The 22,045-nt window shown below is 74.9% G+C and carries 19 protein-coding genes; 15 read left to right on the plus strand and 4 right to left on the minus strand.

What is annotated here, in order from left to right; translation table 11 throughout:
- The first annotated feature begins 28 nt into the window (after positions 1-28).
- From DQE82_RS14240 to DQE82_RS14290, 11 genes are all read left to right on the plus strand, one after another.
- Entirely contained in the window at positions 29-1,273 is a 1,245-nt protein-coding gene (locus DQE82_RS14240) for an acyl carrier protein (protein ID WP_113972931.1), read from the plus strand.
- Entirely contained in the window at positions 1,270-2,769 is a 1,500-nt protein-coding gene (locus DQE82_RS14245) for a class I adenylate-forming enzyme family protein (protein WP_113972932.1), read from the plus strand. The genes DQE82_RS14240 and DQE82_RS14245 overlap by 4 nt, the downstream gene beginning before the upstream one ends.
- Positions 2,762-4,009 carry a type III PLP-dependent enzyme gene (locus DQE82_RS14250; protein WP_113973102.1) on the plus strand — a complete coding sequence of 416 codons (1,248 nt, stop codon included), beginning with the start codon at positions 2,762-2,764 and terminating at the stop codon, positions 4,007-4,009. Before DQE82_RS14245 ends, DQE82_RS14250 begins: the two co-directional genes overlap by 8 nt.
- A 4-nt stretch (positions 4,010-4,013) precedes the next feature.
- A complete protein-coding gene (locus DQE82_RS14255) occupies positions 4,014-4,268 on the plus strand; it encodes a phosphopantetheine-binding protein (protein WP_043323366.1) in 255 nt (84 codons plus the stop codon).
- Complete coding sequence (locus DQE82_RS14260; RefSeq protein ID WP_113972933.1) at positions 4,265-5,425, plus strand: acyl-CoA dehydrogenase family protein; 1,161 nt, start codon at positions 4,265-4,267, stop codon at positions 5,423-5,425. The genes DQE82_RS14255 and DQE82_RS14260 overlap by 4 nt, the downstream gene beginning before the upstream one ends.
- The gene (locus tag DQE82_RS14265; RefSeq protein WP_113972934.1) at positions 5,418-6,530 is read left to right on the plus strand and encodes an acyl-CoA dehydrogenase family protein; all 1,113 of its coding nucleotides are present in this window, start codon (positions 5,418-5,420) and stop codon (positions 6,528-6,530) included. Before DQE82_RS14260 ends, DQE82_RS14265 begins: the two co-directional genes overlap by 8 nt.
- Positions 6,531-6,591: 61 nt before the next feature.
- Entirely contained in the window at positions 6,592-8,085 is a 1,494-nt protein-coding gene (locus DQE82_RS14270; protein WP_113972935.1) for an amino acid adenylation domain-containing protein, read from the plus strand.
- A complete protein-coding gene (locus DQE82_RS14275) occupies positions 8,082-8,615 on the plus strand; it encodes a flavin reductase family protein (protein ID WP_113972936.1) in 534 nt (177 codons plus the stop codon). The genes DQE82_RS14270 and DQE82_RS14275 overlap by 4 nt, the downstream gene beginning before the upstream one ends.
- Positions 8,612-9,457: an inositol monophosphatase family protein gene (locus tag DQE82_RS14280; RefSeq protein ID WP_064445640.1), complete on the plus strand. Its 846-nt coding sequence runs from the start codon at positions 8,612-8,614 to the stop codon at positions 9,455-9,457. The genes DQE82_RS14275 and DQE82_RS14280 overlap by 4 nt, the downstream gene beginning before the upstream one ends.
- On the plus strand, positions 9,441-10,397 hold the full coding sequence (locus tag DQE82_RS14285) for a Gfo/Idh/MocA family protein (RefSeq protein ID WP_113972937.1): 957 nt from the start codon (positions 9,441-9,443) through the stop codon (positions 10,395-10,397). The genes DQE82_RS14280 and DQE82_RS14285 overlap by 17 nt, the downstream gene beginning before the upstream one ends.
- A gap of 101 nt (positions 10,398-10,498) precedes the next feature.
- Positions 10,499-12,352 carry an AfsR/SARP family transcriptional regulator gene (locus DQE82_RS14290; RefSeq protein ID WP_113972938.1) on the plus strand — a complete coding sequence of 618 codons (1,854 nt, stop codon included), beginning with the start codon at positions 10,499-10,501 and terminating at the stop codon, positions 12,350-12,352.
- Positions 12,353-12,415: 63 nt separating this feature from the next.
- Here the strand turns inward: DQE82_RS14290 and DQE82_RS14295 are convergent, their stop codons facing one another.
- Positions 12,416-13,489, minus strand: coding sequence for a hypothetical protein (locus tag DQE82_RS14295; protein WP_113972939.1), 1,074 nt, complete (start codon positions 13,487-13,489; stop codon positions 12,416-12,418).
- 411 nt (positions 13,490-13,900) lie between these two features.
- Between DQE82_RS14295 and DQE82_RS14300 the strand changes: the two genes are divergently transcribed.
- The gene (locus tag DQE82_RS14300) at positions 13,901-14,791 is read left to right on the plus strand and encodes an SGNH/GDSL hydrolase family protein (RefSeq protein ID WP_113972940.1); all 891 of its coding nucleotides are present in this window, start codon (positions 13,901-13,903) and stop codon (positions 14,789-14,791) included.
- Between the two features lie 55 nt (positions 14,792-14,846).
- Here DQE82_RS14300 and DQE82_RS14305 read toward each other — a convergent pair whose 3' ends face one another.
- On the minus strand, positions 14,847-16,082 hold the full coding sequence (locus DQE82_RS14305) for a glycoside hydrolase domain-containing protein (RefSeq protein ID WP_113972941.1): 1,236 nt from the start codon (positions 16,080-16,082) through the stop codon (positions 14,847-14,849).
- Between the two features lie 210 nt (positions 16,083-16,292).
- Here DQE82_RS14305 and DQE82_RS30815 point away from each other — a divergent pair, with 210 nt between their 5' ends.
- Complete coding sequence (locus tag DQE82_RS30815) at positions 16,293-16,445, plus strand: hypothetical protein (RefSeq protein WP_166456009.1); 153 nt, start codon at positions 16,293-16,295, stop codon at positions 16,443-16,445.
- Positions 16,445-17,410 (plus strand): N-acetylmuramoyl-L-alanine amidase, encoded by a 966-nt coding sequence (locus DQE82_RS14310; RefSeq protein WP_030499177.1) that lies wholly within the window; start codon positions 16,445-16,447, stop codon positions 17,408-17,410. Before DQE82_RS30815 ends, DQE82_RS14310 begins: the two co-directional genes overlap by 1 nt.
- Positions 17,411-17,463: 53 nt before the next feature.
- On the opposite strand, the gene DQE82_RS14315 is transcribed toward DQE82_RS14310, so the two are convergent.
- Together DQE82_RS14315 and DQE82_RS14320 are read right to left on the minus strand one after the other, a co-directional pair.
- Positions 17,464-18,693: an epoxide hydrolase family protein gene (locus tag DQE82_RS14315; RefSeq protein ID WP_064445635.1), complete on the minus strand. Its 1,230-nt coding sequence runs from the start codon at positions 18,691-18,693 to the stop codon at positions 17,464-17,466.
- A gap of 22 nt (positions 18,694-18,715) precedes the next feature.
- A complete protein-coding gene (locus DQE82_RS14320) occupies positions 18,716-19,633 on the minus strand; it encodes a redoxin (protein ID WP_113972942.1) in 918 nt (305 codons plus the stop codon).
- A gap of 174 nt (positions 19,634-19,807) precedes the next feature.
- Here DQE82_RS14320 and DQE82_RS14325 point away from each other — a divergent pair, with 174 nt between their 5' ends.
- Positions 19,808-22,033 (plus strand): hypothetical protein, encoded by a 2,226-nt coding sequence (locus tag DQE82_RS14325; protein ID WP_113972943.1) that lies wholly within the window; start codon positions 19,808-19,810, stop codon positions 22,031-22,033.
- Positions 22,034-22,045: the final 12 nt, after the last annotated feature.

Here is a 22,045-nt window from a genome sequence, read left to right on the forward strand (position 1 = left end):
CCCACGTATCCGCATCGAGGAGCCTCCCATGTCCCCACACGTCCCGAACGCGCCGGACCGGCCGAGCACGGATCCGGTGTGGACGCCGATCCTGACCGGTCTGCACGCGACCGCGCTGGACTGTCTCCAGACGAGCTTCGCTCTGCTCGCCGACTACGCGAACGGGTCCGGCAGCCATCTCGCCCTCGGCGCCCGGTACGGGTTCCGCACCCGGGATCAGGACGCTCTGATCTCCGTCGAGGCGACCTCGGACGACCGGGCCGCCGAAGCGGTCGACCTGCTGGGCCTGCGCGTCGAGGGCCGGTGGATGCAGCTCGACGGCCCGCAGGTCCGCCGGCTGTGCGCGCCCGGCCAGCCGCTCTACGTCACCGCCGACGCGTACGACCTGCCGTGGTGTCCCTACCACGGGCACGAGCACATGCGGCACAGCTTCCTCGCCACCGAGGCCGGGCCGGATCAGGTCACAGTGGTCGACGCGTACCACAACGACACCGCCTGGGGCCCCGCGCGGCCCGGCGTGTGGCGGCTGCCCATCGCCGCGTTCGACGCGGCGCTGGCCGGCGGCGCGCACACGCTGGCGGTGACGGCGCACCCGGCGCCGGCGATCGACGTGCCCGCCATGCTCGCCGGCAACGCCGCCCGGGCTCGCCGGGCCCGCCCGGAGATCGCCCGCTACCTGGACCGCACCGGCGCCGCCCTGGACACGGTGGCCGGGCTGCACCGCTTCGTGCTCGACGTCTGGCTGTTGGCCCGCGCCCGCGACCTGCACGAGCGCTGGCTCGCGGCGGTCGCGCCGGAGGCCGCCGCCGCGCTGGCCGGGCAGGCCGCGCGCTGGCAGCAGCTCGCCACGCGCAGCTACGTGGCGCTGCGACGGGCCCAGGCGGGCCGGCCGGCCGCGCCGGAACTGGCGGACGCGCTCGGCGAGCTGATCTCCGACCATCTCGCCGCGCTGGAGTCGATCGCCGAACCGGCCGCCACGCCCGGCCACGACGCCGTGCGGCCCGCGCCGGACCCGGCAGGTGGGGAGGGCGTACGCGCCGCGGTGCTCGGCGCGCTCGGCGAAACCCTGGACCTGGACGGCTCGACGCTGCGCACCACCGACGTGCTCCGGGAGCTTCCCGGCTTCGACTCGTTCCGGCTGGTGGACGTCATCGACCGGGTCGAGCGGCGGCTCGGCGTCGAGGTTCCGGCCACCGCGCTCTCCGCGGCCGACCTGCGCGACGTCGGCTCCCTGTGCGCCATGTTCGGCGCCGCCACCGGAGGTGCCCGATGAGTGCCGAACTGCTGCACGACCTGCTGGACCGCACCGCCGGCGCGCGCCCCGACGCGCCCGCCGCCGGCGACGGGGCCGTCGAGCGCACGTACCGTCAGGTGCGGGCCGACAGTCTGCGCCTGGCCGGCTGGCTGCGCGGGCAGGGCGTCCGGCGCGGCGACCGGGTGCTGGTGGCGCTGCCCGCCGACGCGACGCTGCCGGCGCTGCTGTACGCGGTCGCCCGTACCGGCGCGGTCTTCGTCGTTCTCCGGACGCCGGCCCCCGAGGTCGCCCTCGCCCACGTGCTGGACGACGCCGAACCGGTCCTGGTCCTCACCGACGACCGGGTGCTCACCGGCCTGTGCCTCGCCCGTGGCGTCCCGGCGCGAGGGGCCGCCGCGCTGCGGCGCGCGGCATCCGGCGCGGCCGGCGGCGACGCGCCGGCCGGGCCGGGCCCGCTGGCCGTCGACCCGGTCTGCCTGATCTACACCTCCGGCAGCACCGGCATGCCGAAGGCCGTGGTCTCCACGCACGCCCAGGTCACGTTCGCCGTCCGGGCGATCCAGTCGGAGCTGCGCTACCGGCCCGACGACGTGGTGCACGTCCTGCTGCCGCCGTCGTTCGACTACGGCCTCTACCAGATCTTCCTCAGCACCGTCGCCGGCGCCCGGCTGCGCCTGGGCGACAGCGCGGAGACCGGTGGCCGCCTGCTGGTGAGCCTGGTCGAGTCCGGCGCCACGGTGCTGCCCTGCGTGCCGTCGCTGGCGATCAACCTGCTGCGGCTGCTCGGCCGGGCGGGCGCGCCGCGCCCGCCGCTGCGCCTGCTCACAAACACCGGCGCCGCCATGCCCCCGGAGGTGCTGGCCGGCCTGCGCCGGCTGCTGCCCGGCCTGAGCGTCCAGCTCATGTTCGGCCTCACCGAGTGCAAACGCGCGGCGATCATGCCGCCGGACGCCGACCTGCGCCGGCCCGGCGCCTGCGGGCGGGCGCTACCCGGCACCGAGATCTTCACAGTGGACGCCGAGGGGCGGCGTCAACCACCGGGCGTTCCCGGCGAGCTGGTGGTACGCGGCCCGCACGTGATGGCCGGCTACTGGCGGCGGCCCGAGCTGACCGCCCAGCGGTTCCGCCGCGTACACGGGCTCTTCCCGCAGCTGCACACCGGCGACCACGGCCACGTGGACGACGACGGGTACGTCCACTTCGCCGGCCGGCGCGACGACGTCTACAAGGAGAAGGGCACCCGGGTCAGCGCCACCGAGGTGGAGGCCGCGGCGTACCGGGTCGACGGCGTGGCCGCGGCCGGGGTGCTGCCGCCGGCCGACGGCCACGACGGCGCGACGCTGTTCGTGGTGGCCGCGCTCACCCCCGCCGACGTGCTGCGCCGGCTGCGGGAGCAGCTGGAGGAGATGAAGGTGCCGGCGCGCTGCGTCGTGCTGCCCGACCTGCCGCTCACCGGCAACGGCAAGGTGGACCGGCGGGCGCTGGCCCGGCTGGCGGGTGAGCACGATGGCTGACCTGCCCTTCGACACCCCGGCCTACCGCTACGACCTGGCCCGGGTACGCGCCAGCCACGCCGCCCTGGTCGCCGCGCTGCCCGCGCCGAGCCGGCTGTTCTACTCGCTCAAGGCCAACCCGCACCCGGCACTGGTGGCGGCGCTGCACACCGCCGGCTGCGACGCGGAGATCTGCTCGCCGGGCGAGCTGGCCGCGGCGCTGCGGGCCGGCGTGCCGGGCGAGCGCATGCTCTACACCGGACCGGGCAAGCGCGACGCCGAGGTGACCGAGGCGGTACGCGCCGGTGTCCGCTGGTTCTCCGTCGACTCGCCCGAGGGTCTGGACCAGGCCGACCGGATCGCCGCCGCGCACGGCGTCGAACTGCGCTGCCTGCTGCGGGTCAACGACCGGGTGCCCAACCCGGGTCAGGGGCTCACCATGACCGGCGTCGCGTCCCAGTTCGGCGCCGACGCCGACTGGATCGAGCGGGAACCGCACCGGTTCCGCTCCCGCCCGTCGGCCCCGGTACGCGGGTTCCACCTCTACACCGGCAGCAACGTCGACTCGGTGGACGCGCTGGTGTCCCAGTTCACCGCCGCGGCGCGTACCGCCCGGCGGTTGCGGGACCTGCTCGGCATCGACCTGAACCTGCTCGACCTCGGCGGCGGCTTCGGCGCGCCGTTCGCCCGGCCCGGCCACAACGCGGACCTGACCGGCCTCGCCGACCGGGTCGGCCCGGCCCTGGACGGGCTCTTCCCCGGCTGGCGCGACGGCGCGCCCACGGTGGCCTTCGAGTCGGGACGGTTCCTCACCGCCACCGCCGGCACGCTGCTGACCCGGGTGCTGGACGTCAAGCGGTCGCAGGGCACGCCGGTGGTGGTGCTGGAGTCCGGCATCAACCACCTCGGCGGGATGTCCGGCCTGCGCCGGCTGCCGCCGCTCGTGCCCGCCCTGCACGCCGCTGACGACCGCGACGGCGCGCCACTGGAGGCCGCGATCGTCGCCGGGCCGCTGTGCACGCCGCTGGACACCTGGGCCCGAGCCGCGAGCCTGCCCGACGTACGGCCCGGCGACGTGCTCGCCGTGCCGAACGTCGGGGCGTACGGGCTCTCGGCGAGCCTGCTGGCCTTCCTCGGCCATCCGGCGCCGGTCGAGGTCGTCTGCGACGGCGACCGCGTCGTCGAGACGTCCCGGCTGACCCTGACACGGCACCCGGTCGACGCGCCGGGAGCCACTGACGAACCACGAGAAGAAAGGTGACGTCATGAACACCGAATTCACCGAGCTGCTCCGGCCGTTCCTCAAGTTCGCCGGCCCGGAGGAGATCACCGAGGACGCCCGGCTGCGCGACCTCGGCCTGGACTCCATGCGCGAGATCGAGCTGCTGTTCGCCATCGAGGAGACGTTCGGGGTCGCCGTGCCCGACGACAAGCTGGTCGACTCCACGTTCGCCACCGCCGGCGGGCTGTGGGGCGTGGTCGAGGAGCTGCGCACACCGGTCGGTGGTGGTTCCCGATGACGGCCGTCGCCGGGTACGCCCCGGCCGTCGAGACCGTCGCCGAGATCGCGGCGGAGCACGCCCGGGAGGCCGACGAGACCGCGGCCTTCCCCACCGAGGCGCTGGACGCCATGCGCCGTAGCGGGCTGCTGGGGCTGCTGGTCCCCGAAGCCGAGGGCGGCGCCGGCGGGACGCTGCCGGACCTGGTCGACGTCACGCTGGCACTGGGCCGGGTGGACATGTCGGTGGCGATGGTCTTCGCCATGCACTGCCAGCAGGTCGCCGCGATCACCGCGTACGGCGGGGAGAAGCTGCGCGCCGAGGTGCTGCCGTCGGTGGCCCGGGGCGAGCGGTATCTCGGCTCGGTCACCACCGAGGCCGGCAAGGGCGGTCACCTGCTGACCGCAGAGTCGGCGCTGGAGCACGACGGCGAGATGCTGCGCGTCGACCGGCAGGCCCCGATCGTCACCGGCGGCCCGTACGCGGACGCCTTCCTGATCACCACCCGCGCCCCGGGCGCCGGCTCGGCGGCCCAGGTGGACCTGGTCTACGCCGACCGGGACCAGGTGGAGGTCGAGGTCACCGGCGGGTGGCGTCCGCTGGGCATGCGGGCCACGCACAGCGTCCCGATGCGGCTGCGCGGCGCGGTGCCGCAGTGGCAGGTGATCGGCGAACACGGCGGGTTCCGGGAGATCGCCACCACTGTCTTCGCGCCGCTGGCGCACGTCGGCTGGGCGGCGGCCTGGATCGGGGCGGCGGCCGGCGCGTACGCCCGGGTGCTGCGGCACGCCCGCAGCGAGGCGGGACGGCGGCAGTTCGCCCCCTCCTCCGAGCTGGTGCTGCTGCGGCTGGCCGGGATCCGGGCCCGGCTGGACGCGGCGCACGCGCTGCTGCGGCACACCGTCTCGGTGGTCACCGACGCGCCGGACATGTCGGCGGCGCCGGTGCAACTGCTGCTCAACACGCTGAAGATCCGCGCGGCCGAGGAGTCCTTCGCCGCCGCGCACGAACTGGTCGAGCTGGCGGGCCTGCGCCACGGCTACCTGACCGACTCGCCGCTGGCGCTGGAGCGCACGTTCCGGGATCTGCGCTCGGCCTCGCTGAACTACGCGAACGACCGGCTGCGCCTGGCGAACGGGGCGCTGTCACTGCGCGACCCGGGGGTGCGTCTTGCCTGAGCCGAGGGCGACACCGACGTCGGCCGGGGACCACGCCGCCCCGGCGGGCGCCGCGCTGTCCGGCGTGGACCCCACCGACCCGGGTGCGGTGTGGCGCGCGCTGGGCGCCGCCGGGACCATCGAGGCGCTCTACGCCGACGGCGTCCAGCCCGACCCCCGGCGGCTGTCGGCCCTGCTCACCGAGCTGGACGCCCGGTGCCCGCTCGGCGTGACGCTGTCGGTCTGCGTCCAGGTCGCCACGGTGCTGCCGCTGCTGGCCGGCGCGACCGGGCCGGCCGAGCGCGCGCGACGCGGGATGCTGCGCGGCGAGACCGTGGTGGCGCTGGCCGTCACCGACGCCGCCGGGTCGGGATCGGACCTGCTCGACGCCACGACCCGGGTGAAGCTGGGCGACGACGGCGCCGTCCTGGACGGTGGCAAGGACTGGATCACCAACGCGACGAGCTGCGACGCGGCGCTGGTGCTGGCCCGGCACCGCGAGGCGCGGCACTTCACCAGCTTCTGCTGGGTGCTGGCGCCGGCCGACGCGCCCGGCGTGACAGTCGGATCCGCCGGCCGGGCGTTCGCCGGGTCCGGTGTGGGCCACCTGCGCTTCGCCGGCGTGGCGCTGGCCCCGGACGCCGTACTTGGCCGCCCCGGCCGGGCGCTGGCCGGGTTCGCCCGGCAGGTCGGCGTCGAACGGGTCGCCGGGGCGCTGTGGGCCCGGGCGATGTGCCACCGGATGCTGGCGGGCCTGCGCGACTGGCTGCGGCGCCGGCCGGCCGGGGCGGGCACGCTGTGGGACCGCCCGGCGGTCCGCGAGCGGTACGCCCGGTGCCTGGTCGCCACGCACCAGCTCGACGCGCTGTGCGCGCCGCTGCTGGACGCGCCGGCGGCCGTCCCGTCCGCGGTCACCGGGATGCTGCTCAAGGTCAGCGCCGCCGAGACCGTGGACCGGGTCGCCGCCGAGGCGGTGCGCCTGCGCGGCGCGGACGCGTTCCGCGACGGCGGGGAGGCGCAGCTGCGCACCGAGGCGGCCATGTTCGGCATCGCCGGTGGAGCAACCGGAGCGATGCTCGCCGGCATCGCCGACCACGCCGACGAGCTGGCCGGCGCGGTGACCTGAGGGCGTCCCGCGGTGGCGGCGGGACGCCGATCGACGACAGCACAGCGAAGGGAGCAACGCCGTGAGTCTCTACCAGTGGTTCGAGCGAACCGCGGCACGGGTGCCGGAGGCGGTCGCGCTGGAGGTCGGCGGGGAGCCGGTGACCTACCGCCGGCTGCGCGACCTCGCCGACGGCCTCGCCGGCCGGATCCACACCGAGGTGGGCCGACGCCCGCGCGCGGTCGGCCTGCTGGCCGCCCGCAGCCTGCCCGCGTACGCCGGTTATCTGGCCGCGCTGCGCGCCGGAGCGGTGGTGGTGCCGCTCAACCCGGCCTTCCCACCGGCCCGCACCGCCCGGCTGTGCCGGGACGCGGGGGTGGACGCGCTGGTGGTCGACGACGCCGGCGCCGCGACGGCGGCGCAGGTCGCGGGCGACGTCGTGACCGTACGCCTCGACGGCGCGCCGGGCGTCCCGCCGCCGGCCGCCCCGGTGGCGCCGGACGACGTGGCGTACCTGCTGTTCACCTCCGGCTCGACCGGGCGGCCCAAGGGCGTGCCGATCCGGCACCGCAACGTCGACGCGTTCCTCACGTGCTGCCGGGACCGCTACCCGGTCGGCCCGGGCGACCGGCTGTCGCAGACCTTCGACCTGACCTTCGACCCGTCCGTCTTCGACATGTTCGTCGCCTGGGGCGGCGGCGCCACGCTCGTGGTGCCGCAGCCCGACGAGGTGCTGACGCCGGTGCGGTTCGTCAACGAACGACGGATCACGCACTGGTTCTCGGTGCCCTCGGTGGTCTCGCTGGCCCGCCGGATGCGGATGCTCTCCCCCGGCGCCATGCCGGGTCTGCGGCACAGCCTCTTCGCCGGCGAGGCGCTGACGCTGGAGCAGGCGCGGGCGTGGGCGGCGGCGGCGCCGGGCAGCGTGGTGGAGAACCTCTACGGTCCCACCGAGCTGACCGTGACCTGCACCGGTCACCGGCTGCCTGCGGATCCGGCGGACTGGCCGGCCACCTCGAACGGCACCGTGCCGATCGGTGACGCGCACCCCGGGCTCGACGCGATCCTGCGCGGCGAGGACGGCACCGTCGGCGGTGACGACGGCGAGCTGTGCGTGCACGGGCCGCAGCGGTTCGACGGCTACCTCGACCCGGCCGACGACGAGGACCGGTTCGTCACGTACGCCGGTCGCCGGTACTACCGCACCGGGGACCGGGTCCGCCGCGAGCACGGCACGCTCGTGCACCACGGCCGCCTGGACGACCAGGTGAAGCTGCGCGGCTACCGGATCGAACTCGGCGAGATCGAAATGGTGCTGCGCGGCCATCCGGGGGTGCAGGACGCGGTGGTGCTGGCGTTCGGCGCGGGCGCCGACGTCGCCCTGCGCGCCGTCTACACCGGCGCCGCCGGGATCACCGCCGAGTTGACCCGCCGGTGCGCGGACCGGCTGCCCGGCTACATGGTGCCGGCCCGGATCCACCACGTGGCCGCGCTTCCCACGAACGCCAACGGCAAGACCGACCGGCGCCGGACCGCCGACCTGGTCGGCAGCGCGACGAGAGGAGAACGACGATGACCGGGACAGGAGACGGACACGAGCAGGAAGGGGTGTTCCGTTCGGTGGCCGGGCGGTTCGCCACCGGAGTGGCGGTGGCGACGGCCGTCGGACCCGACGGCCCGGTGGGCATGACGGTCAACTCCTTCACCACCGTGTCGCTGTCGCCCCGGATGCTGCTGGTCTGCCTGCGGCGGGACTGCCGGCTGCTCGGCGCGGTCCGGCGTACCGGGCGCTTCGCGGTGACGGTGCTCGCCGACGACCAGCGCGCGGAGGCGGCCTGGTTCGCCAGCCGGGGACGGCCCAGCGGCGCCGACGGCTTCACCGGTGTCACCTACGACGCGGAGCGGGCGACCGGCTGCCCGCGCCTGACCGACGGGGTGGCGTACTTCGGCTGCGAGGCCGTCTCCGCCGACCCGGCCGGTGACCACGCCGTGCTGATCGGCGCGGTCCGCTCCGCCGGCCTGCTCCGGCCGACCCCACCGCTGCTGTTCGTGGACGGCCACTACGCGCGGGTCGCCGCACCGGCGGAAGCGCAGGTGGCGCGATGAGCATCGGCGCCGCTCCCGGCGACCTGCGCCACCTGAGCCTGCGCGCCGCGCGGGCCGGGGCGGACGCGATCCGCGAGGCACGGAGCCAGGGTTTCCGGACCATGCACAAGGGCGGGGCGGCGCAGGACCCGGTGACCACCGCCGACCACGCCAGCGAACGGGCCATCCTCGACCTGCTCGCCCGCGACCGGCCGCAGGACGCCGTCCTGGCCGAGGAGTCCGGGCTCAGCGCCGGCTGCTCCGGCCTGCGCTGGATCGTCGACCCGCTCGACGGCACGCTGAACTTCAGCCACGGGGCGAGCCGCTACGCGGTGAGCATCGCGGTGGCGACCGGCTGTGACGACGGCGACGGCCAGGTGGTCGCCGCCACCATCCTGCAACCGGCAACCGGCGCCTGCCTGGTGCTCGACGGCGACGGCGCGCTCGACGGCGACGTCCCGGTCACCGTCGACCGGGAGGCCGCGCCGGGGCACGCCTTGGTGGCGTTCGCGGTGCCGAACGCGCCCGGCCCGCGGCGGCGGGCGTACCAGTCGCTCGTCGGCGTCGCGCCCCTCGTCGCGGACCTGCGCAACTCCGGCTCCACGGTCTGCGACCTGGCGGCGGTGGCCCGGGGGGAACTGGACGCGTTCGTCAGCTTCGACCCCGCGCCGTGGGACGTCGCGGCCGGCACCGCGCTGGTCGAGGCCGCCGGTGGGGTGACCCGGCGGTGGCGCCACGACGGGATGGCGGTCCTGGCCACCGGCGCGCCGGCCGTCGTGGCCGCGCTGGCCGGCTGGCTGAGCCCCGACCGTACGGACGACGCCGACGAGAAGAAGGGAACCGACGATGACCGGCAGCGATGAGTTCCGGCTGGCACTTGTGGGGGCGGGCCGGATGGGCCGCCACCACCTGCGGGCCCTGGCCGACCACCGGACGGTCCGGATCCGGCACGTGGTCGACCCGGTTCCGGCGGCACGGGCGGAGGTCGCCGCGGCCGGGCTGCCCGCGTACCCGAGCGTGGCGGACCTGCTCGCGGACGCCACGCCGGACGGTCTCCTGGTGACCGCGCCCACCGGCCGGCACGGCGAGCTGGTCGCGGCCGCCGCCGAGGCCGGGCTGCCGGTGCTGTGCGAGAAGCCGGCCGGGCTCGATCCGGCCGGGGCCGCGCAGGCGGGGCGGGTGGCCGCCGCCGCCGGGATCCCGTTCCAGGTCGCCTACTGGCGGCGGTTCGTCCCGCAGCTGCGCCGGCTGCGCGAGCGGATTGCCGGCGGCGCGCTCGGCGAGGTCCTGTTCGTGGCCGCGTCGCAGTGGGACGGCGAGCCGCCGGCGGCGGCGTTCCGCACCGGCAGCGGCGGGATCTTCGTGGACATGGGCGTGCACGAGTTCGACCAGATCCGGTGGCTGACCGGGCAGGAGATCGACCGGGTCGCCGCGCAGCCCGCCGGTCCGGTCACCGACCCGGCGGTACGCGGCCGGGACGTGGACAGCGCGCAGGCGCTGCTCGGCCTGTCCGGCGGCGGTACCGCGCTGGTCTCGCTCGGCCGGCACCACCGGGGCGGCGACATGGCGACGGTGGAGGTGTTCGGCACCCGGGACCACGAGCGGCTGGCCTTCCTCGACCCGGCCGACGGGGACGCCACCATGTACGCGGCCCTGGCCTGCCAGGCGGAGGACTTCGCCGAGCTGGTCCGCGCGGGCCGGTCGGCGGGCGCCGGGGTGGCGGACGCGGTGGCGGTGCTCGACGCGGCGCACCGGGCGACGGCGCAACTCACCCGGGGTCACGAGATACACACCGATCGGTGACAACTTGCACCATCTGGGATCGAGGTATTCCCCAGCCGAAGGTGGGAATTCCAGCCGTGCACCACACTGTGGACGGTCCTGCGGAGCGGGGGAATACATCGATGCGGTTCAGTGTCCTCGGCCCGCTGGCCCTTCACGTGGACGATCACCCGATCACGCTCACCGGCACCAAGCCCCGCCTTCTGCTCGCCGTGCTGCTGCTGAGCCCGGGGCGCACGGTCGCCACCTCCCGGCTGGTCGACGGCCTGTGGCCGGACGCGCCGCCCGCGTCGGCGGTACGCAACCTGCGGACGTACGTACACCGGCTGCGGCAGGCGCTGGACCGCGGCGGCGACTCGGCCGACCGGCTGGTCCACGACGGCGCCGGCTACCACCTGCGGGTCGACGAGGACGAGCTGGACCTGCTGCGGTTCCGGCGTCTCACCGACGACGCCCGCCGGGCCGCGCGGGGGGACCGGCCGGAGGTCGCCGCCGAGCTGTTCGACCAGGCGGTCGAGCTGTGGGGCGGGCCCCCGCTGGAGGACCTGGCGGATCCGGGCACCGACCTGGGCGCGACCGTCACGGCGCTGCGGGAGCAGCACCGGGAGATCACGACCGAGCTGTTCGACCTGCGCCTGCGCCTGGGGCAACCGGCCCGGGTCATCCCGTCGCTGCGCCGGATGGTGGCCGAGGAGCCGCTCGACGAACGCCGGCAGGCGCAGCTGGTGACCGCGCTGACGCTGGAGGGGCGTGTGGCCGAGGCGCTGGCCGTGTACCAGCAGGCCCGGCGCGGCATCGTCGACGAGCTCGGCGTCGACCCCGGTCCCACCCTCCAGGGCGCCCTCCAGGCCGCGCTGGACGGGGACTCCGCCGAGGTCCGACCACCGTCCGGCTGGCCGGCGGTCCTCGGCGCCGGGCCCGCGGCGCCGCCCGGCCCGCCGCCGAGCCCGCAGGCCCTGCCGATGAAGCCGCCGTCCCTGGTCGGCCGGGACACCACGGCCAGCCAGCTCCGCACCATCGCCGAGGGGATCGCCGACCCGGCCGGCGCCGACGAGCACGCCGGGGTCGTGCTCGTGTCCGGCGCGCCGGGCGTCGGCAAGTCGTCGTTCTCGGTGTCCAGCGGGTACGACCTGGCCGACCTCTTTCCCGACGGTCAGCTCTTCGTCAGCTTCGACAGCAGCGACGAGCCACCCCGCGGCAGCGGCGAACTGATCAGGGAGCTGCTCGTCGAGCTGGGTGTACCGCTGGCCGACGTGTCCGAGGACATCCGGGAGCGTTCCGCCGCGCTGCGGTGCGCGCTCGCCGGCCGACGGCTGCTGCTCATCATCGACGACGTCCACTGCGCGCAGCAGGTGCGCCCGCTGCTGCCCGGCGCGGGCCGCAGCCTGGTGCTGATCAACAGCCGGCAGCGACTGCTGGACCTGGACGTCGGCTGGCGGTTGACGCTCGGCGCGCTCGACCGCGCCGACGCGGTGGAACTGCTGGCCACGATCGCCGGTGAGCGCCGGGTACGTGAGCAACCGGAGGTGTTCGGCCGGATCGCCGCGGCCTGCGACCTGTTGCCACTGGCGCTGCGGATCGTCGGCAGTCGGCTCGTCACCCAGCCCGACGTCGCCCTGCCCGGCTTCGCCGCGCACCTAGAGGACGAGGAGAACCGGCTGTCCGAGCTGGCCGTCGGGGACATCTCGGTGCGCGGCAGCCTCTCGGTCAGCTACCAGGCGCTGGACGTCGACGCCCGCCGGGCGCTGCGCGCGCTGGCCCGCGCCGGCTCGTTCATCACCCCGGCCAGCGCGGTGGAGATCCTGCGCCTGCCCCGGCAGCAGGCCAACCGGATGGTGGAGCACCTGGTCCAGCACAATCTGCTGCTGCCCGTCGACTCGGACGATCCGGGCCAGCACTTCCACCTGCCGGAGCTGCTACGGCTCTTCGCCCGCGAGTGTGTGGACGCGCACGGCCGCCCGTTGCCGGCCACCTGACCCGCCGGCAGCCGGATCGGGGTGTGCGGGTCAGCCGACGCGCACACCCCGATCCGGGTCTCCTCACTTGAGGAAGCGGTCCAGCGCGGCCTCGATGGTGCCGCTGTCCGGCGTCGCGTACGACTTCATCGTCACCTTGTTGTAGGAGATGAAGCTCGGGCAGCGGGCGGCCGGAGCGTTCACCGTGCCGCCGTCACCGACCTTCTCGGCGGTCTTGGCGGCGTGGAACGTCAGCGTGTACCGCGAGGAGATGTAGTCGACGGTGACGACCTTGTCCTCGCTGTTCTTGTACTGGCACTTCTTCGGCGTGCCCTCGCTGCCCTCGACCATCTTGAGGCAGCCGATGACGGACACGGTGGCGAAGTCCGCCGACTTGGCGTAGTACGGCTTGGCCGAGCTGATCGTCCTCTGCGACCAGAACGTCGGCCGGTCCGGGGAGTTGGAGAAGACGTACGCCTTCGAGCCCGCCGGCGCGGTGTACGGGGCGGCGTTGAGGATCGGTCCCCCGTCGCAGACCGCCGACATCTCGCTGGCGTACCGCGCGGTGATCGCGTCGTTGTTGGCGGGTCCGTCCGGCCCGGGCGACTCCGGCCCGTCCGCGCTGGGGGTCGCGGACGGACTGCCGTCCGGCCCGGGGGTGGCGCTGCCGGAGGCGACCGGCTTCGGGTCCTCCTCGTCGCCGTTGAAGGCGACGTAGGCGAGCCCGCCGCCGCAGCAGAGCAGCGTCAGCGTCACCGCACCGGCGGCGAGGCCGACGATCAGCCCCTTGCTCTTGCCGCCGCCGCCCTGGGGCGTGCCGGGCGCGTAGGGCGCGGCCGGCGGCGGGAAGCCGGCCTGCCCCGGGTACGACACCGCGGGCTGCGGCGCCCCGTACGGCGCGCCGGAGGCCGGCTGCGATCCGTAGGGCGCGCCGGAAGCGGGCTGGGCGCCGTACGGTGCGCCGGAGGCCGGCTGGGCGCCGTAGGGCGCGCCCGACGCCGGCTGCGAACCGTAGGGGGCACCTGACGCCGGTGGCGAGCCGTAGGGCGCGCCGGAGGCCGGCTGCGCGCCGTACGGGGCGTTCGGGTCGGGCTGGTTGCCCCACGCTCCGGCGTTCGGGTCCGGATAGCCTCCGTAGGGAGGGTGATTGTCACTCATCTGAGGTTCTTCCACCTGTCGTCCGTGGTTCCGGCGATCAACCACTTCGCAGCGTAATGACGGCCGCAAATCCGGGATCGCCGACGTTCGATCGGTCGCTCACCAGCCGTGCCGGGGTGGCTCCGGTGCGTGCCTCCGCGAATCCGGCCCCGGTCCAGCCACCAGGAGCGACAGTGCCGGGGAGCGTTGCGCCGCAACGAATCGACCCGTCGACGGGCTCCCGGCACCCGACTCCGGGGACGCCGAAAAGTGTGACGCACACAACACCTGAGACCGCGTCGGCAACCCTCCCCCAGGCAGCGCCGGACCACATCCCGGGACACGCTTTAGTGAGCGCTGTCTATATTGACGTGCGCCACAGGCGTGGACAGAATCCCAGCACCACCACCAGGACCCCTCCGGGAGGGCCCCATGAACCGTCCCCGCCTGCCGCTGATGCGGACCGCCACCAGACTCGCCGCGGTCGCCGCCGCCACCGCCGGCGTGCTGCTCGCGGCCACCGCGCCCGCCGTCGCCGCCGCGCCCACCGGGCGGTACGTGGCGCTCGGCGACTCCTACACCTCCGCCCCGCTCGTGCCCACCCAGGTCGACCTGAACTGCCTGCGCTCCAACCGCAACTACCCGTCCCTGGTCGCGGCGTCCGCCGGTTCGTCGTCGTTCACCGACGTGAGCTGCTCCGGGGCCACCACCGAGGACATCCTGTACGGCGGCGACGGCGCGCTGGGCATCGCGCTGCCACCGCAGGTCAACGCGGTCACCGCCGGCACGGCGCTGGTCACGGTCCAGATCGGCGGCAACGACATCGGCTTCTCCGGCATCATCGGCGACTGCGCCGAGGCGAGCGTGAGCAGCCCGCTCGGGTCGCCCTGCAAGGACCGGTTCACCGCCGGCGGCACCGACCAGTTGCGGGCCCGGATCGCCGCCGCCGCGCCGAAGGTGACGGCCGTGCTGCGGGCGGTCCGCCAGGCCGCGCCGAACGCGCGCGTGGTGGTGCTCGGCTATCCGGCGATCCTGCCCGACAGCGGGTACGGCTGCTGGCCGGTGGTGCCGATCGCCTACCAGGACGTGCCGTACCTGCGCGGCGTCCAGAAGGCGCTCAACACGATGCTCGCCGACACCGCGGCGGCGGGCGGGGCCAGCTACGCCGACGTCTACACCCCGTCGATCGGCCGGGACGCGTGCAAGAGCAGCGGCACCCGCTGGGTGGAGGGGCTGGTGCCGCAGAACTCCGCCGCGCCGTTCCACCCGAACGCCCGCGGTGAGCAGGGCATGGCCACCGCCCTGCTGGCGCACCTGAGCTGACCCGGACGCCGTGAGCCGGCCCCGCCGAGGCGGAACCGGCTCACGGCCCGCAGGCTCACACCCGGGTGATACGGACCGCGTCGGCGACCACGTACCCGGTCCCGGCGCTCCAGCGGCTCACCCCGACCTTGTCCCCGGCGCCGGCGGCGAGCGTGAACACGCCGAGCGAGACCCAGCGTCCGCCGCCGGTGCGCTGGTCGACCGCCACCGACCGGTTGCCGGTCGTGGTGGCGACCAGGTACGGGGTGCGGTCGTTGTAGCCGGGGTCGGCCGGGTACCACACCGACACCTCGTAGGCGCCGGTCGCGGGCAGGCTCGCCCGGAACCAGGCCACGTCGCTGGCCGCCACCGGCGTGGCGAAGCGGTAGTCGGCGCCGTGGCGCTGCCCGGAGTACGCGGAGGCGCCCCAGGCCGCGCCCGCGCTGAACCCGCCCGACGTGGCGTTGTCGACCGTGACGCTCCACGACGCGGGCGGGGTGCCGGCCCGTACGTCCAGGTAGTTGCGGTCGATCTTCATGGTCACGCCGCCCCACGTCTCGGTGACGTCCCCGGCGTACTGGTGCAGGCGCTGCTGGTCGGCGTAGCGGTCGTCGGCGCAGTACGTGCCCCCGTCGGTGTCCGCGACGCCGTTCCACCAGGCGATCCAGATCTGGTCCAGGCGCAGGTACCGGGTGTCGTCGTAGGCGGCGCAGACATCGGTGATGCCGGACGAGCCGCTGGAGTACATGCCGGCGAGGTAGCCGCGCGTGTGCAGCCGCTCGACCCAGCCGGAGAGGAAGGAGAGCACGGCGGCCCGGCAGCTCGCGTTCGACGGGTACTGCTCGATGTCGTTGTAGAGCGTGCTGCCCGCGCCGATGCCGAGCGCCGTCGCGGCGGCGGCCGCGCTGTCCGCCGCGGTCCGGCCCTGCCCGCGGGCGGTGGCCGGGTCGGCGGACATCTTCGGCGTACGGGTGCCGCACGGCGCCTGGTAGCCCAGCTCGATCGGGATCAGCCGCCAGCCCTTGCGGGTCTGGTCGGCGACCCAGGTCGCGGTCAGGTTGGGCTGGGCGCACGTGCGGCTGGCGCCGCTGATGTAGACGCCGACCGCGCGGTACGGCGAGGCGGTCAGCCAGGCGTCCATCGCGGCCTGCGACGGCGCGGTGCACGTGTCGAAGCCCTTGCCGGTGAAGGTGCCGGGCTGCGGGCCGACCGCGGCGACAGTGGCGGCGGCCTCGGCCGGGGCGGCCGCGGTGGCCGGGGCCGCGGCCGCGGCCACAACGAGAAGTGTCAGGGCCGTGACGAACGCTCTCATCGGCGCCCCTCCTGTGAAGGATTCCTCGCTCGACGGCGAGACTTGGGCAGGATTTCTACCACGCATCGACGAACGACGACAGATGGCGGTGGCGAAAGTTTTCACAATGGAAACGATCATTGAAGGGTATCGACAGAGCGCCCGACGCCGGGATAGCGTGCCCACACTCACGAGCGTCGATCGATACTGCGCCGTCACCCGAGGAGCGCCATGCCCACGTCACGATCCCCCCGTCTGCGACGCCGAGGTCTGCTCGGCGTACCCGCCCTGGCGGCCGCCGCCCTCGTGGTGGCCGTCCGTCCCGGTACGGCGCACGCCGCGCCGAAGGCCGAGTGCCTCGCCGACCTGCTCCGGGAGCAGTGATGGCCACCATTCCCTGGCTCGTTGACGTGCTGCGGGCCGCCGGCGTGCAGGTGGTGGTCGAGGGCGACTGGCTCAACCGGATGCGCTCCGGCTCGTTCGACCCGATCGGCGTGCTCTGGCACCACACCGCCGCCACGTCCAGCGCCACCAACCCGCACCCGGCGCTGAACATCTGCATCAACGGCCGCTCCGACCTGCCCGGCCCGCTCTGCCAGGCGCTCGTGGACTACCACGGCGTGTTCCACGTGATCTCGGCCGGCCGGTGCAACCACGCCGGCACCAGCGGCGGCAGCGGCCCGATCCCGGCCGGCGACGGCAACACGCTGATGATCGGCTGGGAGATCGACTACAACGGCGTCGACCAGCGGATGACCACCGCCCAGTACAACGCGAGCATCGCGGCCACCGCCGCCGTGCTCAAGCGGCTCGGCCGGGACTCCAGCTACGCCCGGGGGCACCGGGAGACCAGCACCACCGGCAAGATCGACCCGTCCTTCATCGACCTGAACACGATGCGCGCCGACGTGGCCGCCAAGATGGCCGGCGGCGGCACCGGCTGGACGTCGACGGTGGACAACGCCACCGCGGGCCGGTTCACCGCCAGCGCCAACTGGGGCACCTCGACCTACTCCGGGCAGCGCTACGGCGCCGACTACCGGTACGCGGACCCGGTCGCCGCGAGCGACGCCGCCTGGTACAAGTTCAACGTCCCCCGTACCGGCAACTACCGGGTCGACGCGTGGTGGCCGGCGAATGCGGGCTACAACGCGGCCACGCCGTACATCGTCGCCACCACCACCGGCAACCGGACGGTCACCGTCGACCAGCGGGCGACCGGCGGGCAGTGGCGCTCACTCGGCACGTTCACGCTGCCGGCCGGGGACGCCAACCGGGTGGCGGTCAGCCGGTGGAGCTCCGCCGCCGGCCTGGTCATCGCCGACGCGGTCCGGCTGACCGAGGTCTGAATCCGCGGACGCGGCCGGGTGGACATCCCACCCGGCCGCATCCGTCCCGGCAGTCAGCGCAGCGAGCGGAAGGCCGCCCGCATCTCCTGCGCGAACAACTCCGGCTGCTCCCAGGCGGCGAAGTGCCCACCCCGGTCCAGCTGGTTGTAGTGGATCAGGTTCGGGTACGCCCGCTCCGCCCAGCTGCGCGGCGCGAGCAGGATCTCGTCCGGGAACTGGCTCACCGCGGCCGGCACCCGGACGCCCTTCGCGGCGAAGAACGACAGCGCGTTCTGCGCGTACAGCCGGGCCGAGGACACGCCGGTGTTGGTCAGCCAGTAGAGCGTGACGTTGTCCAGGATGTCGTCGCGGCTCAGGCCGCCGGGCCGGCCGGCGAAGGCGGCGCAGATCAGATCCAGGCTGGCTGCGTCGTGGTCGAGCATGAACGTCGCCAGCCCGGCCGGCGAGTCGGCGAGCGCCGTCAGCGTCTCCGGGCGGGTCGTCATGATCAGCGCGTACGCGGAGTGCTTCCAGAAGAAGTCGATCCGCTCGCAGGCGGCCCGCTCCTCGTTCGAGAGCCCGGCCGGCAGCTCCGCGAGGGGGTTGTTCACGCCGGTGATGCCGCGTTGCAGCAGCGCGTCGATGTCCGGCGGCACCACGCACGGCATGTTCGTGTGGATGCCGGCCAGCTCCGGCGGCGCCTGCACGCCGAGCATGTCGGTGATCAGCGCGCCCCAGTCGCCGCCCTGGGCCACGAACCGGGTGTAACCCAGCCGCCGCATCAGCTCGGTCCAGGCGCGGGCGATGTGCTGCGGGTCCCAGCCGGGCCCGTCCGGCTTGCCGGAGAAGCCGTAGCCGGGCATCGACGGGATCACCAGGTGGAACGCGTCCGAGGCGCGGCCGCCGTGCGCGGTCGGGTCGGTGAGCGGGCCGATGATCTTCAGCTGCTCGATCACCGATCCCGGCCACCCGTGAGTGACGATCAGCGGCAGCGCGTCGTCGTGCCGGGACCGGACGTGGATGAAGTGGATGTCCAGGCCGTCGATCTCGGTGACGAAGTTCGGCAGGTCGTTGAGCCGCGCCTCGACCTTGCGCCAGTCGTACTCGGTCGCCCAGTACCGGGCCAGCGCCTGGCTGGTCTCCAGCGGCACACCCTGGGACTGGTCGTCCACCGTCTGGCGCTCTGGCCACCGGGTGGCCGCGAGCCGGGTCCGCAGGTCCTGCAGGTCCGCCTCCGGCACGTCGACGCGGAACTCGCGGATGTCGGCGCCGGTACGCGTCGGCGTCAGGGTCTTGACGGCCACGGGTTGTCCTCCTCGGGTCGGGTCAGGGACCGAACGTGAAGACGTACGCGCGGAGACCGGGCCGCTCGGCGCGCAGGGTGAGCCGGTGCTCCCCCGGCGGCGCGCCGTCGACCAGCCGGATCATGGCCGCCCGGTCGACGACGACCCGGCTGTCCGGGTCCACGTCGGCGCCGCGCGCGTCAGCGGCCGGTTTCCCGTCCAGCAGCACGCGAACCCCGGCCGGTCCCGCCGGTCCGGGGTCGGCCACCAGGTTCACCTCCCCGGCGGTGAACGGCAGGACCAGTTCGGCGTGGCCGCCCGCGACCTCGACGTACTCGCCCTCGACCCGCCAGTCGCCGGTGAGCGCGTACGTGCCGGGCACGCCCCGCTCGGCGCCGAGATAGGTCTCCGGGGTGATCCCCGCGTACGTGGGCTGCCGGCTCGTCACGAACGCTGTCACCTCCGGGGTGACCGGCGGCAGCGCGGTCCCGGGCGCGGCGGACTCGACCAGCCGCCGGATCTCCGTCTCGGTGCGGTCGTAGCCGCCCTCGCCGACCCAGCGGTCGGCCAGCCGCCCGTCGGCGTCGAAGAGGTACCGCGCGGGCCAGGCGTCGTTGCGCAGCGCGCGCCAGAACGTGTAGTCGTCGTCGATCGCGATCGGGTAGGTGAGACCGTGGTCGCGGACCGCCCGGTCGATGTTCTCCGCGAGCCGGCCGAAGGCGAACTCCGGCGCGTGCGCGCCGATCACCGTGAGCCCCAGATCCCGGTAGTCGCGGTGCCACGCCCGCACGTACGGGGCGGTGCGGATCCAGTTCACGCAGGTGTACTCCCAGACGTCGACCAGAACCACGCGCCCGCGCAGCTCCTCCGGCGTCAGCGGCGCGGAGTTCACCCACCGGCGGACGTCGATCGGCGGCAGCCGGGTCGCCACGGCAAGGTCGTCACGCGAAGCACCGGTCATGCGGGACCCCTTCCTCGGCGGACCTTCGGCGGTTACCCGGACGGCACGGCTTCGAACGGCCGCCCGAGGCAGGTGCGCGGGCGTTTGCCCGCCGCCCGGCGGGGTAGGACGCTGCGCCACCCGAGGGCGGGCCGTGCCAGGCGGCGTGGGCGGCCGGGACGTCGCGGAGGGTCGATGACGGCTGGACCAGGGCGGGCGCAGGCCCCGCCGGGCGAGGTGGTGGAGCTGCGGGTGCACGGGGTCTCCGCGGGCGGGGCCGCCGAGGTGCTGGGCCGGCCGCTGGTCCGGCAGGTCGCGGGCGACCGCAGCGCCGGCTTTTACCGTCCCCGTCCGGACCTGGCCGACGGGCGCGGCGCGAGCGGAGTGACGCTGGAGGCGTACCAGTGGAACGACCTGCCGTCCGGCACCGCGCTGCGTACCCTCTCGCTGCTGTTCCTGATGCCCTTCATGCTGCTCAACGTGGCCGTGTGGATGCGGCCGGGGGACGCCGGCGGCGGCGCGGTGGTGCGGGCGCTGTGCCGGGTGCTGGGGTTGAGCCTGACCGCGTTGTACGTGCTCGCCGGGGCCGGGGTCGCGCTGGACCTGGTGGCCTGGCAGTGCCTGTCCGTCCCGGCGTGCGTCGCCGACCGGGAGTGGCTGTCCTGGATGGGCGGGCGGCCGGTCGGGCTGCGGCTGGTGGTGCTGGCGCTGGTCCCGGCGGCCGCGGTGAGCCTGGTCTGGTGGGGCTCCCGGCGACCGGGACGCTCGTTCACCGCGTTCCGGGCGCCGGAGCGGGCGACGGCCGGGCCTCCGCTGAGCACGATCGGCCAGTGGGACACCGAGCCGCTGATGGGCCGGCTGCGTTCGATCCACATCGCGGCGGCCTTCGCCACCCTCGATGGCTGTCTCCTCGCCGCCCGGGCCGCGCAGGGCGTCCCGCCCACGGTGGCGGTGCTGCTGGCGGTCACCGGCGCGGTGCTGCTCGCCTGCCTGGTCCTGGTCTGCGTGCCGCCGCTCGTCGACCGGGCGCCCACCGACCCGCGACGTGACCGGGTCGCCCGGGTGCTGCGCGGCACCGCGATCGGGCTCACCGTCGTGGTGGCCGGGTATCTGCTGTTCGCCCCGGCCCGCTGGCGTGCCGGCGGCGGGCTGCCCGGCTACGGCTCGATCCTGACCTGGCTGCTGGTCACGCACGCGGTACTGCTCGGCGGCCTGGCCGCGGTGCTGATCTGGCACCGCCTACGAGTCCGCGGCCACCAGCCGCCGAACGGGCTCGGCGCGCTCGTGGTCGCCGCGGCGGCGGGCGGGCTCGCGGTGGCGTACTCCGCCGAGCTGGTCCAGCGCACCGCCGACCTGCTGGACCGGGGCGTGTCCCCGGCGGACGACATACCGGGCCCGGCGCACGCGTACACCTGGGCGATCTACGGCTTCTTCCGCGCGCTGCTGGTCACCCTGGTGGTCGCGGCAGTGGTGGCGCTGGTGTCCCGGCGCGGCCGGATGCGGGCCGCCGGGGCGATCGTCGAGCGGGACTTCCCGTCGCCGCCGGCCGAGGCGGCGCCCCGGCTGCGGCAGGTCCGGACGATGATCGTGCGGGCCCGGTTCACCGACCTGCTGGTGCCGCTGGCGGTGCTGTTCGCCGTCATGGCCGGACTGGGCGCGGCGACCACCGCGATGGCGCTGGTCCGTCCCGATCCGGGCGAGACGCTGGAGCACCGCACGCACGTCCCGGCGGAGCTGGTCATGTTCGGCATCGAGGTGGGCGGGGTGGCGATCTCGGCGGCGGTGCTGGCCCTCATCCTCGCCGGGATCTTCGCCTACCGCAGTCCCGGGTTCCGGCACCACGTCGGCGTGCTCTTCGACCTGGCCACGTTCTGGCCCCGGGCGGCACACCCGTTCGCACCGCCCTGCTACGCCGAGCGGGCCGTGCCGGAGCTGGCCCGGCGCATCACGTACCTGGTGCACAGCGGCAACGGGGTGCTGCTGTCCGGCTACAGCCACGGCTCGGTGCTCGTCGCCGCCACCGTCCTGCAGCTACCGGCGGAGGTCAGCGCGCGGGTCGCCCTGCTCACCTACAGCTCGCCGCTGCGCCGGCTCTACGCCCGCCTGTTCCCCGCCTACGTCGGCGGCGAGATGCTGCGCGGGATCGGCGGCCGGATCGGCTGGCGCTGGCGCAACCTGTGGCGGGACACCGACGCGCTGGGCGGATGGATCTTCTCCCCGCACCGCCCGGACGAGCCGGCCCGCGTCACCGGCCCGGAGGCCACTGTGGACCGTCGCCTCCGGGATCCGGATAGCCTGGTCGCCCCGCCCTGGGACAGCGTCCCCCCGCCGATCAAGGGTCACCTCCCGTCGGAGGACGACCCGGCGTACGCCGAGACGGTGCGGGACCTGGCCGGGCGGCTGCGCGCCGCCGAGCCGTGACGCGGGCATGGC

The organism is Micromonospora sp. LHW51205, assembly GCF_003315815.1.
Classification (GTDB): domain Bacteria; phylum Actinomycetota; class Actinomycetes; order Mycobacteriales; family Micromonosporaceae; genus Micromonospora; species Micromonospora chalcea.

Bases quoted from the DNA above. Each gene is read 5' to 3' on its own strand.
- DQE82_RS14240 (WP_113972931.1), top strand. From the start codon at position 29: ATGTCCCCACACGTCCCGAACGCGCCGGACCGGCCGAGCACGGATCCG.
- DQE82_RS14245 (WP_113972932.1), top strand. From the start codon at position 1,270: ATGAGTGCCGAACTGCTGCACGACCTGCTGGACCGCACCGCCGGCGCG.
- DQE82_RS14250 (WP_113973102.1), top strand. From the start codon at position 2,762: ATGGCTGACCTGCCCTTCGACACCCCGGCCTACCGCTACGACCTGGCC.
- DQE82_RS14255 (WP_043323366.1), top strand. From the start codon at position 4,014: ATGAACACCGAATTCACCGAGCTGCTCCGGCCGTTCCTCAAGTTCGCC.
- DQE82_RS14260 (WP_113972933.1), top strand. From the start codon at position 4,265: ATGACGGCCGTCGCCGGGTACGCCCCGGCCGTCGAGACCGTCGCCGAG.
- DQE82_RS14275 (WP_113972936.1), top strand. From the start codon at position 8,082: ATGACCGGGACAGGAGACGGACACGAGCAGGAAGGGGTGTTCCGTTCG.
- DQE82_RS14280 (WP_064445640.1), top strand. From the start codon at position 8,612: ATGAGCATCGGCGCCGCTCCCGGCGACCTGCGCCACCTGAGCCTGCGC.
- DQE82_RS14285 (WP_113972937.1), top strand. From the start codon at position 9,441: ATGACCGGCAGCGATGAGTTCCGGCTGGCACTTGTGGGGGCGGGCCGG.
- DQE82_RS14290 (WP_113972938.1), top strand. From the start codon at position 10,499: ATGCGGTTCAGTGTCCTCGGCCCGCTGGCCCTTCACGTGGACGATCAC.
- DQE82_RS14295 (WP_113972939.1), bottom strand. From the start codon at position 13,489: ATGAGTGACAATCACCCTCCCTACGGAGGCTATCCGGACCCGAACGCC.
- DQE82_RS14300 (WP_113972940.1), top strand. From the start codon at position 13,901: ATGAACCGTCCCCGCCTGCCGCTGATGCGGACCGCCACCAGACTCGCC.
- DQE82_RS14305 (WP_113972941.1), bottom strand. From the start codon at position 16,082: ATGAGAGCGTTCGTCACGGCCCTGACACTTCTCGTTGTGGCCGCGGCC.
- DQE82_RS30815 (WP_166456009.1), top strand. From the start codon at position 16,293: ATGCCCACGTCACGATCCCCCCGTCTGCGACGCCGAGGTCTGCTCGGC.
- DQE82_RS14310 (WP_030499177.1), top strand. From the start codon at position 16,445: ATGGCCACCATTCCCTGGCTCGTTGACGTGCTGCGGGCCGCCGGCGTG.
- DQE82_RS14320 (WP_113972942.1), bottom strand. From the start codon at position 19,633: ATGACCGGTGCTTCGCGTGACGACCTTGCCGTGGCGACCCGGCTGCCG.
- DQE82_RS14325 (WP_113972943.1), top strand. From the start codon at position 19,808: ATGACGGCTGGACCAGGGCGGGCGCAGGCCCCGCCGGGCGAGGTGGTG.